At 73.9% G+C, this 13,856-nt stretch carries 13 protein-coding genes; 3 read left to right on the top strand and 10 right to left on the bottom strand.

Features of this window, described 5'->3' with window-relative positions; genetic code table 11:
• Positions 1 to 60: 60 nt before the first annotated feature.
• From F3L20_RS21630 to F3L20_RS21610, 5 genes are all read right to left on the bottom strand, one after another.
• Entirely contained in the window at positions 61 to 738 is a 678-nt protein-coding gene (locus F3L20_RS21630; protein WP_150155779.1) for an AIM24 family protein, read from the bottom strand.
• Between the two features lie 79 nt (positions 739 to 817).
• A complete protein-coding gene (locus F3L20_RS21625; RefSeq protein WP_150155778.1) occupies positions 818 to 2,194 on the bottom strand; it encodes a CAP domain-containing protein in 1,377 nt (458 codons plus the stop codon).
• A 117-nt stretch (positions 2,195 to 2,311) separates the two neighbouring features.
• A complete protein-coding gene (locus F3L20_RS21620) occupies positions 2,312 to 2,665 on the bottom strand; it encodes a UBP-type zinc finger domain-containing protein (protein WP_024885943.1) in 354 nt (117 codons plus the stop codon).
• The gene (locus tag F3L20_RS21615; protein ID WP_382682780.1) at positions 2,662 to 4,116 is read right to left on the bottom strand and encodes an ATP-binding protein; all 1,455 of its coding nucleotides are present in this window, start codon (positions 4,114 to 4,116) and stop codon (positions 2,662 to 2,664) included. Before F3L20_RS21615 ends, F3L20_RS21620 begins: the two co-directional genes overlap by 4 nt.
• 11 nt (positions 4,117 to 4,127) lie before the next feature.
• Complete coding sequence (locus tag F3L20_RS21610) at positions 4,128 to 5,804, bottom strand: FAD-dependent oxidoreductase (RefSeq protein WP_150155776.1); 1,677 nt, start codon at positions 5,802 to 5,804, stop codon at positions 4,128 to 4,130.
• 217 nt (positions 5,805 to 6,021) lie between these two features.
• On the opposite strand from F3L20_RS21610, the gene F3L20_RS21605 reads away from it, so the two are divergent.
• Positions 6,022 to 6,894: a universal stress protein gene (locus F3L20_RS21605; protein ID WP_150155775.1), complete on the top strand. Its 873-nt coding sequence runs from the start codon at positions 6,022 to 6,024 to the stop codon at positions 6,892 to 6,894.
• 19 nt (positions 6,895 to 6,913) lie between these two features.
• Here the strand turns inward: F3L20_RS21605 and F3L20_RS21600 are convergent, their stop codons facing one another.
• The 4 genes from F3L20_RS21600 to F3L20_RS21585 all read right to left on the bottom strand — a co-directional run bounded on the left by F3L20_RS21600 (position 6,914) and on the right by F3L20_RS21585 (position 10,962).
• Positions 6,914 to 8,146 (bottom strand): DUF4032 domain-containing protein, encoded by a 1,233-nt coding sequence (locus F3L20_RS21600; RefSeq protein WP_150155774.1) that lies wholly within the window; start codon positions 8,144 to 8,146, stop codon positions 6,914 to 6,916.
• Between the two features lie 41 nt (positions 8,147 to 8,187).
• Complete coding sequence (locus F3L20_RS21595; protein WP_150155773.1) at positions 8,188 to 8,940, bottom strand: MBL fold metallo-hydrolase; 753 nt, start codon at positions 8,938 to 8,940, stop codon at positions 8,188 to 8,190.
• A 53-nt stretch (positions 8,941 to 8,993) separates the two neighbouring features.
• On the bottom strand, positions 8,994 to 10,226 hold the full coding sequence (locus F3L20_RS21590; RefSeq protein ID WP_150155772.1) for an acyltransferase family protein: 1,233 nt from the start codon (positions 10,224 to 10,226) through the stop codon (positions 8,994 to 8,996).
• Positions 10,227 to 10,323: 97 nt separating this feature from the next.
• Positions 10,324 to 10,962 (bottom strand): alpha-ketoglutarate-dependent dioxygenase AlkB, encoded by a 639-nt coding sequence (locus F3L20_RS21585; protein ID WP_150155771.1) that lies wholly within the window; start codon positions 10,960 to 10,962, stop codon positions 10,324 to 10,326.
• A gap of 151 nt (positions 10,963 to 11,113) precedes the next feature.
• Here F3L20_RS21585 and F3L20_RS21580 point away from each other — a divergent pair, with 151 nt between their 5' ends.
• Both F3L20_RS21580 and F3L20_RS21575 read left to right on the top strand, forming a co-directional pair.
• Positions 11,114 to 11,719, top strand: a complete 606-nt coding sequence (locus tag F3L20_RS21580) for a TetR/AcrR family transcriptional regulator (RefSeq protein ID WP_150155770.1) — start codon at positions 11,114 to 11,116, stop codon at positions 11,717 to 11,719.
• A gap of 47 nt (positions 11,720 to 11,766) precedes the next feature.
• A complete protein-coding gene (locus F3L20_RS21575) occupies positions 11,767 to 13,440 on the top strand; it encodes an FAD-binding dehydrogenase (protein ID WP_150155769.1) in 1,674 nt (557 codons plus the stop codon).
• Between the two features lie 36 nt (positions 13,441 to 13,476).
• Here F3L20_RS21575 and F3L20_RS21570 read toward each other — a convergent pair whose 3' ends face one another.
• Positions 13,477 to 13,830 (bottom strand): DUF488 domain-containing protein, encoded by a 354-nt coding sequence (locus F3L20_RS21570; RefSeq protein WP_150155768.1) that lies wholly within the window; start codon positions 13,828 to 13,830, stop codon positions 13,477 to 13,479.
• Positions 13,831 to 13,856 lie beyond the last annotated feature (26 nt).

Raw genomic sequence — 13,856 nt, 5'->3', positions numbered from 1 at the left:
GGGGGCGTGATCCGCGCCGTGCCCCAGCCTCACCCGGCGGGCGGCCGAGGTCAACGAGGTTCAGCGCTGCTGCGCCTTGTGCGGCGGCGCCTCGCTGGGGCGGACCACGACGTGACCCTGGCCCTCCAGCACCAGCTGGACGGCCTCGCCCGAGCCGCCGCGCAGCATCGAGCCCAGCGACTGCGAGCGGTGCAGCGAGGTGGACAGGCCCGCGGTCCATCCGACGATCGCGTCCGTGTCCACGTACACCGGGCTCTGCGGCGTCACCGGGATCACCAGCGGGCTGCCCTCACAGACCAGCCCCAGCCGGCCGTGCCCGGTGAACACGCTGTTGAACAGGCCGCCGCCGGTGATGCCCGCCCCCTTCACGGTGGAGATGCGGTAGGAGAGCGTGGCGTCGAAGCACAGGACGTTGCGGCCGTTGACGGTGAACTCGTCACCGGGGTCGACATCGACGACGAAGCAGTTCTGCGCCTCGTGCGCGAACCAGGCCTCGCCCCGTCCGCGCACCGCCATCAGCGGCAGCCCCTCGCCGGTCACCGCACGCTTGAGCATCCCGCCCACGCCCTGGCCCTTGCGCTCGAACTGCAGGTCGCCCCGGAAGGCGACCATCGCGCCCTGGCGGGCAGTCATCTCGCCGTCGACGGTGTAGCGCAGGCACTTGGCGTTCTCGACCGTCATGCCCGGGGCCGTGGCCGGCCGCACCATGTGCTCACTGGAAAACAGGTCACCCTTCATGGGGGCCATCCTCGCCCGGCTCCCCGCGCCCCGGCCAGAACCGGGCGCGTACGGCACGGCGCCGGATCCGCCCGCGCGCTCAGCCACCGAAGAGCTGCGTCCAGTACGTGCCCGCCCGGCCGCCGCCCGCGAAGCCGACGCCGAGACGCGTGAACTCCGGCTTGAGGATGTTCGCCCGGTGCCCCGGGCTGTTCATCCAGCCGCGCACCACCTCGGCGGCCGACCGCTGCCCGCACGCGATGTTCTCGCCGACGGTGCGGCACCGGGCCCCCGCCGCCGCGGCCCGGTCCCAGGGCTTGCCGCCGTCCGGAGCCGTGTGCGCGTAGAAGTCCCGCGCCACCATGTCGGCGCTGTGCGCCTGTGCGGCCGTCGTCAGCAGCGGGTCACGGGACAGCGGCGGCAGCCCGGCCCGCGTCCGCTCCCGGTTGGTGAGCTCGACGACCTCCGCCGCCGTGCGCTCCAGGCCCCCGGGGGTGAGCGGACGGGCCCACAGGGCCGTCCAGTAGGTGTCCCCCGCCCCCTCGCAGGAGGCCACCGCGGCATGGGTGAACGCCGGGTCGCAGACGGTGCGGCGGGCCGCCTCGTGGCGCAGACAGTGGCCGACGAACCGGTCGACGGACAGCGGCCCGGAGACCAGGTGCTCCCCGACGGTGAGGTACGGGTAGCCGGCGGAGACCACGCGCTGGTGCACGGAGACGCCGTCCGGTCCCTCGACCGCGAGGCGCCCGCCGCGCGCCATCGCGCGGGCATGCTCCCGGGCCGCCGCGGCCAGCCGCCCGTCGTGCGTGACCGGCGGTGAACCCGCCGACCGCCGCGCCGAGTTGACCAGGACGAGGAAGTCGTCCCCCGCGGACGGCGGGGCGGCGGGACGGGGCGGCGTGACCGGACGCGTCCGCGGGGCGGCGGGCGCCGTGCCGGGACTCACCGGCGCCCTGCCGGTGACGACCGGGGCGGTACGGGTGGAGACGGCGCCCTCGTCGTCCTCCACGTCCACGCCGAAGTCCCGGGCGAGACCGGCCAGTCCGTCGGCGTACCCCTGCCCGAGGGCGCGCAGTTTCCACCCGTCGCCGCGCCGGTAGATCTCCGCGAGCAGCAGCACCGTCTCCCGGTCGGGACGGGGCGGGCGGAAGCGGGCGAGGGCGCGCCCGCCGGGGCCGCCGACCTCCAGCACGGGCGCCGGCAGGGCGCTGAGCGGTGTGCCGGGCTCCTCGGGGCTGACGGCCACCGTGACCCGGGTGGCGCCGGGGCGCAGCGCCGACGGGTCGACGACGAGCGTGTCGCCGCCGAGCCGGGCGCCCGGCGCGGACGGCTGGTTGTAGAACACGAAGTCCCCGTCGCCGCGCACCTTCCGGCCGTCGTCGGTGATCAGCGCGGACACGTCGAACGGCCCGGGCACCCGGACGGTCACCGCACCGCCCGGGAGCTGGATGTTGCCGCCGGGGACCAACTCGCTCATCGCACCGCCCTGGTTGTCGTCGTCCGCGGACCGGTGTGGGGGTGTCCGGACAACGACGGGCGGCGCCCGCGGGTTCCCCGTGGGATTTCCGGGCGGAGACGGAGCGGGCCCGACGGTTCAGCGGTGCAGGGCCCGTGTCCAGTCGGCGGGGACCCGGTCCGCGGGGCCGGGGGCCGGCTGGTCGGCCGGGTGGCTGTCGGGCGGCGCGAGCGCCGGGCCCGACTCGTACAGCTCGTTCGTGGCGTAGTTCCAGAACCAGGTCTCGCCCGGTTCGTAACTGCTCACCACCGGATGCCCGGTGGCCTGGAAGTGCGCCGTGGCGTGCTGCCCCGGCGAGCTGTCGCAGCAGCCGACGTGGCCGCACTCCGCGCACCGCCGCAGATGGAACCACCAGCCGCCCGCGGTCTCGCAGTCGGCGCAGCCCGCGCCCGAGGGCGGGACGCTGGGATCGATGGCGTGGTCGGTGGTCATACGGACTCCTCCTGGGTCTCGTCGGGTGCGGGGGCGGTGAGCGGGAGGAGCACCTGGAAGCGGGTGTCGCCCGGCTCGGACTCGAACCGGATGCTGCCGTGGTGCTTGTTGACCACGATCCGCCAGGAGATGTCCAGGCCCAGCCCGGTGCCCTCGCCCACGGGCTTGGTGGTGAAGAACGGGTCGAAGACCCGGTCGCGGATCTCCGGCGGGATGCCGGGGCCGGTGTCGCCGAACTCCACCAGCAGCCGGTCGTTCTCCCGCGCGGTGCGCACGGTCAGCGTGCCCGTGCCGCCGTCCCCGTCCGCGTGGTTCATCGCTGCGACCGCGTTGTCGATGAGGTTGGTCCACACCTGGTTGAGCTCCGCGGGGTAGGCCGGGACCCGGGGCAGGGTCCGGTCGTAGTCCTTGACCACGCGAATGCCCTTCCCCGTCTTCCCCGACAGCATCAGCAGCGTGCTGTCGAGGAGTTCATGCACGTCGGCGACCTGGAAGGGGGCGCGGTCGAGCTGCGAGTACTGCTTGGCGGCGTCCACGAGGTGCGAGATGCGGCCCGCGGAGTCCTGGATCTCGTCCATCAGCAGCTCGGTCTCGACGGTGTAGCTCAGCCAGCCCACCGCACTGGGCAGCAGTGCCTCGTCCACGGCCGCGGCCACCTGCTCCAGCCAGTCCACGTCCAGTCCGGCCTGCACGAACGTCGGGGCGATCCGCCAGCCGTCGGCGATGCCGTGGTCGTCCAGCCAGTCGGAGAGCGTGTCCTCCCGGTCGGCCGCCTCCAGCGGGCTGAGCACCGGTGCCTTGGCGACCCGCTCGGCGGTGCGCTCCTGGATCTCGATCAGGCCCGCCAACGTCTGCCGGTCGAAGGTGCCCTCGGAGATGATCCGCAGCTTGCGGCGCATCTTGGCCACCCGTTCGCGCAGCGAGGCCGTGGCCCGCACGGCCGCCGCGGCCGGGTTGTTGAGCTCGTGGGTCAGCCCCGCCGACAGAGATCCGAGGGCCAGCAGCCGCTCCCGCTGACCGACGGCCTGCTGGGTGCTCTTCACCCCGAAGAACAGCCCCTCCAGCAGGTGCACCGCCATCGGGAACCACTCCTGCATGATCTCCGCGAACGTGTCCGCGGGCAGCACGAAGAACCGTGTCGGCTCCGTCACGCGCAGGGAGTTGTTGTAGACCTGCGGCACCCGGTCCCCGAGGTAGGCCTGCATGGCCCCCGCGTACACCCCGCGCTGGGAGGTGCGGGTGACCTCCACCTCGTCGCCGCCGACCCGCCGGGACAGCACGACGGTGCCCTCCACCAGCACGTAGAAGCAGGTGGCGGGGTCGCCCTCGGTGTAGACCGCGCCGGGTTCGTACCGCTCCACCTGGCCCGCGTCGCACAGCCGCCCCAGCTGCTCGGGGGTCAGCTTCTCGAACAGGAAGAGGGAGCCGATCTCGTCCGGCAGGCACGGCATCGACTGCGCGGTCACGACTGCTCCAGGTACCGGTGGACGAGCATCACGGCCATGGCTCCCTCTCCTACGGCGGAGGCGACGCGCTTGGCGGACTCCGCGCGCGCGTCGCCCGCGACGAACACGCCCGGGACGTTGGTCTCCAGGTGATACGGCGGCCGGTCCAGCTCCCAGCCGGCGGGCGGGCGTCCGTCGGCGGTGAGGTCGGGCCCGGCCAGGATGAACCCCCGCTCGTCGCGCAGCACGGTGCCGTCCAGCCAGTCGGTCAGCGGGGCGGCGCCGATGAACACGAACAGCCACTGCGCGTCGACGGCCTCGGTGCGCCCGCTCGCGGTGTCCCGCAGCGTCAGCCGCTCCAGGTGCCCGTCGCCGTGCGCCTCCTCGACGACCGTGCCGCACCGCACGGAGATGTTGGGCGCCCGGCCGATCTGCTGGATCAGGTAGTACGACATCGACGCCGACAGGTCCGGCCCGCGCACCAGCAGCGTCACCGACTTGGCGAACCGGGACAGGTACATGGCCGCCTGCCCGGCCGAGTTGGCGCCGCCCACGATGTACACGTCGTGGCCCTGGCAGGCGGACGCCTCGGTCAGCGCGGAGCCGTAGTACACGCCGCAGCCGCCCAGCTCCTCGCAGCCCGGCGCCGCCAGCTGCCGGTACGACACCCCGGTCGCCAGGATCACGCTGTGCGCGGCCACCGCCGACCCGTCGGAGAACCGTACGACCCGGGCGCCGCCGCCCACCTCGAGCCCCGTCACCTCCCGCGCGGTGAGGATCTCCGCGCCGAACCGGGTGGCCTGCCGGCGCGCCCGGTCGGTGAGCTGTGCCCCCGAGACCCCGTCGGGGAAGCCGAGGTAGTTCTCGATACGGGAGCTCTGCCCGGCCTGCCCGCCGGTCGCCGACCGCTCCACCAGCACCGTCCGCAGTCCCTCCGAGGCCCCGTACACGGCCGCGCCGAGGCCCGCGGGGCCGCCGCCGATCACCACCAGGTCGTAGAAGTCGGCCGTCGGGGTCGTCGCGAGGCCGACGTGGGCGGCGAGGTCCGCGGGGTCCGGCTCCACCAGCGGCGCCCCGTCCGGGGTGATCACCACCGGCAGCCGCATCCCGTCCTCGTCCGCGGCGGCCAGCAGCCGCCGGCCCTCCGGCTCGTCGGAGGAGTACCAGCGGTAGGGCACCTGGTTGCGGGCCAGGAACTCGCGCACGTCGGAGGAGCGCGCCGACCAGCGGTGACCGATCACCTTGGTGCTGGGCACCGGCCGGTGGTCGCTGGACCGCCATGCCTCCAGCAGGTCGTCCACGACCGGGTAGAGCTTCTCCTCCGGCGGGTCCCACGGCTTCAGCAGGTAGTGGTCCAGGTCGACGACGTTGATCGCGTCGATCGCCGCGCCGGTGTCCGCGTACGCGGTCAGCAGCACCCGGCGCGCCCCGGGATGCACGTCCATGGCGCGCTCGAGGAACTCGATGCCGTTCATCCGCGGCATCCGGTAGTCGGCGAGGATCACGGCGACCAGGTCGCCGCGCAGCTTCAGTTCGCGCAGCGCCTCCAGCGCGGACTCCCCGGACTCGGCGCGCACGATCCGGTACGTCTCCCCGTAGCGCCGCCTGAGGTCCCGGGCCACGGCACGGGAGACGCCCGGGTCGTCGTCCACGGTCATGATGACGCTCCGGGCGGCGTCGGCGGGCTGTGCCATGCGTCCCCCACATCGTGGTCGGATCCCCGGGGCGGCGGACCGAGAGCCCCTCGAAGCCACCGCACCGGCCCGTGCCCATCGTATGTTCGGACGCCGCGATGCGCGCGGGCGTAAGCGAACCCGCCCCCGGCGGGCGCGTACCGGTGACCGCGGTGCGGGGGAGGGAAGATCCGTAGGGAAGACTGGACCGCGAGCACACGACACCGGGAGGAACGGCATGACGCGCCCGATCACGGCAGGGATCGACGGCACCGAGGAGAGCCTCGCCGCGCTGGCCTGGGCGGCCAGGGAGGCGACCCGCCGGCGACTCCCGCTCAGGGTGGTCCACGCCTGGCGGTTCCAGGCGCACGAGGGGGTCGACACCGGGGACAGGGCCGCCCAGGAGCGGTGGGTGCGCGAGGCGACCGAGGAGGCGGCCCGGGCCGTCCGCGAACGGCACGGCGACCTGACCCTCACCACGGACGTCCTCGAGGGCGACGCGGTGGAGACGCTCACCGCCGCGGCCGCGGACGCCGAGATGCTGGTGCTCGGTTCCCGCGGGCACGGGCGGATCATGGGGTTCCTGGTGGGCTCGGTCGGCCAGCAGGTGATCGTCGACGCCGCGCGACCGGTGGTGTTCGTCCGGGCCGGCGACAAGGCGTCCGACGAGGTGGCCGGGCACGAGATCGTGGTCGGACAGGAGGGCGACCCGAAGGACGGCGCCGCCGCCCTCGGCTTCGCCTTCGAGACCGCGGCCCGGCGCGGCGCCACCGTGCGCGCGGTACGGGCCTGGACGCTGCCGCCGGTGTTCGCCTACAGCCCCGGCTCGCTGCGGCTCGCCGACGAGGCCGGCGGTCTGGAGCCGTTCGAACGGAAGAACCTGGCGGCCGCGCTCGCGCCGTGGCGGGAGCGCTACCCGGACGTGCACGTCGTGGAGCACGTCGAGATGGGCAGCGCCGGCCAGGTCCTGCTGTCGGTGTCGGGCACGGCCCAGCTGATGGTCGTCGGGCGCCGGGCCCGCAGCTCCGCCGTGGGCGCCCGGATCGGCTCCGTGGCGGGAGGCGTGCTGCACCACGCGGACTGCCCGGTCGCGGTCGTGCCGCCCGCCTGATCCCCGCCGGGCGTCCCGGTCAGTCGTCCGTCGGCTGCAGGGTGTCGCGGGCCTTGGGCAGGATGGTGCGGACGTAGTCCTCGACGGCGGTGCCGAGACCGATGTCGTGCTGGGCCCGCTCCGACAGGTACCAGCGGTGCTCCAGCAGCTCGTGGTAGATCTCCGCGGCGTCCATCGAGCCGCGCAGCTCCAGCGGCACGGACCGGACGGCGGGCCGGAACACCTCGCGCACCCAGCGGTGCGCGAGGACCTCCGGACGGGCGCCGAGGGGGTCGCCCGGGGCGTAGTCGTCCTGGGTGGCCATCCAGCTCTCCAGGTCGTTCAGCAGCCGGCGGGCCTGGTTCTCCTCGGTGTCCAGCCCGGTCAGCCGCAGCAACTGGCGCTGGTGGTGCCCGGCGTCGACGACCTTGGGTACGAAGGTCACCGAGTCGCCGTTGGAGGCGTGCTCGATCTGCATCTCGGCCACGTCGAACCCGAGGTCGTTCAGCCGGCGGATGCGGCGCTCGATGTAGTGGTGCTTGCCGGCCGGGTAGACCGAGGTGCGCGTCAGCTCCTGCCAGAGCCCCTGGTAGCGGGCGCAGATCTCGGTGCCGAACTCGATCGGGTCGACGGAGGGGTGCAGCGCGCCGGAGGCCTCGAGGTCGAGCAGCTCGCCGCTGATGTTGACCCGCGCCAGGTCCAGGTCGTACTCCCGCTGCCCCACGGTGAGTTCGGGGTGCAGGTCGCCGGTCTCCGCGTCCACCAGGTAGGCGGCGTAGGCCCCCGCGTCGCGCCGGAACAGCGTGTTGGACAGCGAGCAGTCGCCCCAGGCGAACCCGGCCAGGTGCAGCCGCACCAGCAGCACGGCGAGCGCGTCCATCAGCCGGTGCATGGTGGCCGGGCGCAGCGTCGTCTCGAACATCGACCGGTACGGCATCGAGCCGCCGAGGTGCCGGGTGATCAGCACGCACTCCAGCGGCTCCCCGCCCGGGTCGGTGCGGCCGGTGACCACGGCCAGCGGATCCACCGCCGGGATGCCGATCCGGTCCAGGTCGCGCAGCAGTTCGTACTCGCGCAGCGCCGGGCGCTGGGCGAGTTCCTTCACCGCGACCACCTCGTCGCCGGCGCGCGCGTAGCGCACGACGTGCCGGGAGATGCCGCGCGGCAGCGGCACCAGGTACTCCTCCGGCCACTCCTCGAGCGGCAGGTGCCACGGCAGTTCCAACAGGAGCGCGGGGTGCTCCGGGTTGGTGGCGTTGATCTGCAGTGCCATGGCGGCGGTGTCCTCGTCTCGCGGGTGATCGTCACCTCAGCCTATTGCGCGCGCTGCCGGGCGAGGAGGGCGGCGTCCCGCACCGGCCCCCGGTGCAGCGGCCCGTGTCCGGGCAGCAGCAGATCGCCGTCCAGACCGGCCAGGACGTCCAGCGACCGTACGGCGGCGGCGCGCTCGCGGTGGAACATGTCCGTCAGCATCTGCGGCCCCTCGGTGCGCGAGGTGGGGTGGCCGCTGACCAGGGCGTCTCCGGACACCACCACCCCGGTGTGCGGGAGGTGGAACGCGCAGTGCCCGGCGGTGTGGCCGGGGGTGTGCACGGGCACGGGCCGGCCCGGCAGGTCGAGCGGCCCCGTGCCGGGTCCCGGGAACGGCGTGGGCGCGGTGACCGCCACGTGTGCCGTGCCGCCGGCGCGCAGGGCGTGCGCGGCCCACGGCAGCACTCCGGGACGCCAGCCGTTGCGCAGCACCCGTGCCACGCTCACCTGGTGCAGGAAGTCCCGCCTCGCGTGCGGGACTTCGTCCTCGTGGGTGTGGACGGGGGTGCCGTAGACCGCGGCGAGGAACTCGGCGGACCCCAGGTGGTCGTTGTGCGCGTGGGTGATCAGCACCGCCGTCACCGCCTCCGGCGAGGCGCCCACCTCGGCGAGTGAACCGAGCAGCCCCTCGCGGTCGCCCGGGTAGCCGGTGTCGATCAGTGTGACGGCGTCCCCTTCGGTGAGGATCACCCAGTTCGTGCTCGTGCCGTGCACCAGAAAGGTGCCGTCCGCCACCTGCCGCACCGTTGCCTTCATGACCGCCTCGCGCGTTTCGCCGCATACCGGTTGGACGAGCACAGGAAAGCAGATCAGCGGGAGGGCGAGGGAGGCGGCCCCGGCTCCGGGCGTGCCTCCGCCGCGTCGGGTGCCGGGCGCATCCCGAACAGCCACCGGGTCGCCGCCCACCGGCGCACCCCGTACTCGTACAGCACCACGATCGTGGCCGACGAGGCCGCCACGATCACCGCGTACTTGAGCCCCGCGGGTGCGGACCAGCCGACCACGCCGTAGGCGAAGGCGACCACGACCGGCTGGTGCAGCACGTACAACGGCAGGGCGGCGACGGCCAGATACGGCAGCACCCCTGTGGCCCGTCCCCGCCGGGCGGGGCGCGGTCCGCGGGCCGGCCGGTCCAGCAGGCCGAGGATCGCCAGCACCCAGCACCACCCCGCCGCACCGAACAGCGCCCGGGTCACGAGGGCGGACGGCGTCCACGCCGTGAACGGGTCGTCGCCCGCGACGAAGCCGGGCGCGGTTCCGGCGAACAGCACCACCCCCAGCACCCCCACCCGTACGGCCGCCCGGCGCGTCGGCGCGCGGACCCGCTCGTCGTCGGCGAGGGCGAAGCCGTAGGCGAAGAACAGCAGGTACGCCCAGCGGTTCCAGCCCGCGTAGTCCTCCTCCATGCCGAGCAGGGCGTCTATCGCCGCGAGCGGCAGCGCGGGCAGCAGAAGCAGGGCGGGACGGCGGCGCACCGCGTCGGCCGCGCGGTCCGCCCCCCTGGTCAGCGAGGCCGCGAGCGGCGCCAGCAGCAGGCAGAAGGCGAGCAGCAGGACGACGAACCACAGATGCCCGGTCTCGAAGTGGTCGCCGCGCAGCACGAACGGGAAGTCCGCCGGGTCGGGCCCCACCGTCAGGAACCGCCCCCAGAACCGTGCGTACGACTCGTCGTGACCGGGGTCGGCGGCGCGCAGCCGCAGCCACTGGGGGAGCGGGCACAGCACGACGGTGCCGAACACCAGCGGGACGCCCAGGCGCAGCACCCGTTCCCGGACGAAGCGGGCCGCGCCCCGGCGGCGGATCGAGTACCGGGCGCCCAGGCCGGCGACCAGGAACAGCATGGGCATCGCCCACACCACGCCGAACCCGGCGAGGACGGTGACGGCGCCGGTCGTCGTCGCGTTCTTGACGTAGAAGTCGTCGTCCGGGGAGAACACCAGGGCGCTGTGGAAGAGGACCAGCCCGACGACGACGAGGGCGCGCAGGACGTCCAGTTCGCCGCGGCGGCCGGACCCCGCACCCCGCTCCGCGTCAGCACCCATCGGTCCTCCCCGCCACGGGTCCGCACCAGTGTGGGGAGGGCCGGCGGAGGAGGACAGGCTTCCGCGCCGCCGGTTCCGCAAGGGCTTGCGCGCGGGGTCAGTTCACCCCGCGCGGGCGGAACTGGATGCTGATGCGCGGGCCCGCTGCCTTCGTGCTCTTGGGCACGCAGTGCTCCCAGGTCCGCTGGCAGGACCCGCCCATCACGACGAGGTCGCCGTGCCCGAGGGGACGGCGCACCGTCTCGCCCCCGCCGACGGGCCGCAGCAGCAGGTCGCGGGGCGCGCCCACGGACAGGATGGCCACCATGGTGTCCTCACGGGCGCCCCGGCCGATCCGGTCGCCGTGCCAGGCGACGCTGTCCCGGCCGTCGCGGTAGTAGCACAGGCCGGCCGTGGCGAACGGCTCGCCCAGCTCCTCGGCGTAGTGGGCGCTCAACGCGTCGCGGGCCTCGGCGAGCACCGGGTGGGGGAGCGGGGCGCCGGCGCCGTAGTAGGCGAGCAGCCGGGGCACGGAGACGACCTGGTCGTACATCTGGCGTCGCTCCGCCCGCCAGGGCGCCTCGGCGGCCAGGTGGTCGAAGAGCGCGTCGGACCCGTGCAGCCACCCCGGGAGCAGGTCGATCCAGGCGCCGCTGCCGAGTTCGGTGCGGCGCACTCCGTCGAGCGGGCCGAGCCGCAGTTCGTCGTCCTGGTCGAACAGCGAGCCCTGGAGCGCCGGAAGGTGGTGCGTGCTCATGGGACCAGCGTACCCCTTAATCGAAAATACGTTCTAGATCGGCCCGCGGTCCCGTCCCGGAGCCGCTCGCGCCCCGTGATTCCCGGACCCAGGGACTGTTCGATACACCGGTGTATCGGATACGTTCCCGTATCGGACGGGAGGGGATCGCATGGCGCAGGACGGGACGGGACGCGTCACCAGACGCCGGCTGCGTACCCGCGCCAGACTGCTGGACGCCGCCTTCACGGTGCTCGCCGCCAAGGGCTTCGGGCACGTCTCCATCGAGGAGATCTGCGAGGCCGCCGGCTACACCCGAGGCGCCTTCTACTCCAACTTCGCCGGCCTCGACGAGCTGTTCTTCGCCCTCTACGCGGAGCGCGCCGACGTGATCGCCGAGCAGGTGGCCGGCGCCCTCGCCCTGGACGGGCCGGACCTCGACGTGGCCGCGGCCGTCGACCGGGTCTCCGAGGTCCTGCTGCTGGACCGCGACTGGCTGCTGGTCAAGACCGACTTCCTGGTGCGCGCCGCCCGCGACCCCCGCGTGGCGGACACCCTGCTCGACCACCGGGCGCGCCTGCGGCGGGCCGTCGCCGACCGGCTGGAGCGTGCCCGCGGCCACACCGCGCTGCCCGCCGTGCTCGGCGACAGCGAGGGCGCCGCCCACGCCGTGGTCGCCGCGTACGACGGCGTCACCACCCAACTGCTGCTGGACCGGGACGTCGAGCGCGCCCGGGCCTGGCTGAAACAACTGCTCACCGCGCTGCTCGCCGGATGAAGTCTCCGGATCACAGCCTCCGGACGGACAAGGAAGGGACGGTCGCCATGGACGCCGACGTCATCGTCGTCGGAGCGGGGCTCGCGGGCCTCGTCGCGGCCCACGAACTGACCAGCAAGGGGCGCAGGGTCGCCCTGGTCGACCAGGAGAACGCCGCCAACCTCGGCGGCCAGGCCTACTGGTCGTTCGGCGGGCTGTTCCTGGTCGGGTCACCGGAGCAGCGCCGCCTCGGCATCAAGGACTCCGTCGACCTGGCCTGGAACGACTGGCAGGGCAGCGCCGCCTTCGACCGGCTCGACGACGAGGACTCCTGGGCGCGGCGCTGGGCGCGCGCCTACGTCGAGTGGGCGGCAGGGGAGAAGCGGTCCTGGCTGGACGGCCACGGCATCACCTTCCTGCCGACCGTCGGCTGGGCGGAGCGCGGTGACCTGCGCGCCGGCGGCCACGGCAACTCCGTGCCCCGCTTCCACATCGCCTGGGGAACCGGCACCGGCGTAGTCGCCCCCTTCGTGCGGTACGCCCGTGAGGCCGCGCGTGACGGACTGCTCACCTTCCACCACCGCCACCGGGTCGACGAGCTGGTCGTCGAGGACGGCGCCGCGCGCGGGGTGCGCGGCACGGTGCTGGCCGAGGACGACGCGCCGCGCGGGGTCGCCTCCAGCCGCGAGGTGATCGGGGCGTTCGAACTCACCGCCCAGGCCGTGATCGTCACCAGCGGCGGCATCGGCGCCGACCACGACATCGTCCGGAAGTACTGGCCCGAGCGGCTGGGCACCCCGCCACGCGAGATGGTCACCGGCGTCCCCGCCTACGTGGACGGACGGATGCTCGACATCAGCGCCCGCGCGGGCGTGCGCCTGGTCAACCGGGACCGCATGTGGCACTACACCGAGGGCATCCAGAACTGGGACCCGGTCTGGCCGGGACACGGCATCCGCATCCTGCCCGGACCGTCCTCGATGTGGTTCGACGCGCTCGGCCGCCGGCTGCCCGAGCCGTGCCTGCCCGGCTACGACACCCTGGGCACGCTCAAGCACCTGCGCACCACCGAGGACATCGCGGGGTACGACCACTCCTGGTTCGTCCTCACCCAGAAGATCATCGAGAAGGAGTTCGCTCTCTCCGGCTCCGAGCAGAACCCCGACATCACCGCCAAGGACCGGGCCGGGTTCCTGCGTGAACGCGTCCTCGGCAAGGGTGCCCCCGGACCGGTGGACGCGTTCCTGCGCAACGGCGCGGACTTCGTCACCGCCCCCACCGTCGAGGAACTCGTCAAGAAGATGAACGGCCTCACCGACGAACCGCTGCTCGACGCGGCCCTGCTGCGGCGCCAGATCGAGGCCCGCGACCTGCAGATCGCCAACTCCTACAGCAAGGACGCCCAGGTCCAGGGCATCCGCAACGCCCGCCGCTACATCGGCGACCGCCTCGGCCGGGTGGCCACCCCGCACCGCATCCTCGACCCGGCCGCCGGCCCGCTGATCGGCGTGAAGCTGCACATCCTCACCCGCAAGACCCTCGGCGGCATCCAGACCGACCTCGACTCCCGCGCGCTGGGCGCCGACGGCAGCGCGGTCGAGGGGCTCTACGCGGCCGGCGAGGTGGCGGGCTTCGGCGGTGGCGGCGTCCACGGCTACAACGCCCTGGAGGGCACCTTCCTCGGCGGCTGCCTCTTCTCGGGCCGCGCGGCGGGACGGGCGGCGGCCGCGCAGACGGCGTAGCGCCGGCCGGCCCGTCCCTCCGGCCCGGGAGCGGCGTCAGTCCGAGAGCAGCCGCGCCAGTACCTCGGCGTGGCTGAGCTCCGGCTGCTTCGACGCGGTCAGCAGGGTCACCGGGCCCGCCCCGGCCAGCTCCCGTACCCGCTGCACCGCCCCGGCCGCCTCCGGGGCGGTCAGTTCGGCCTCGTAGCGCTCACGGAACTCGTCGAAGGGGCCCTCGTCCGCGTGATACCAGCGGCGCAGCTCCGTGGAAGGGGTCAGCGCCTTGGGCCACTCGTCCACCCGCGCCGCGTCCTTCGCCGGACCGCGCGGCCACAGCCGGTCGACCAGGACCCTTACCCCGTCGCCGGGCTCGGGCGGTTCGTACACACGGCGCACGCGCACGCTCGTCACGGTCCTTCCGCCGGAGTCGCCGTGAG

It is taken from the genome of Streptomyces tendae (genome assembly GCF_008632955.1).
Taxonomy (GTDB): Bacteria; Actinomycetota; Actinomycetes; order Streptomycetales; family Streptomycetaceae; genus Streptomyces.
The sequence above is the reverse complement of the archived record's forward strand: the minus strand, read 5'-3'. Positions and strand labels throughout refer to the sequence as shown.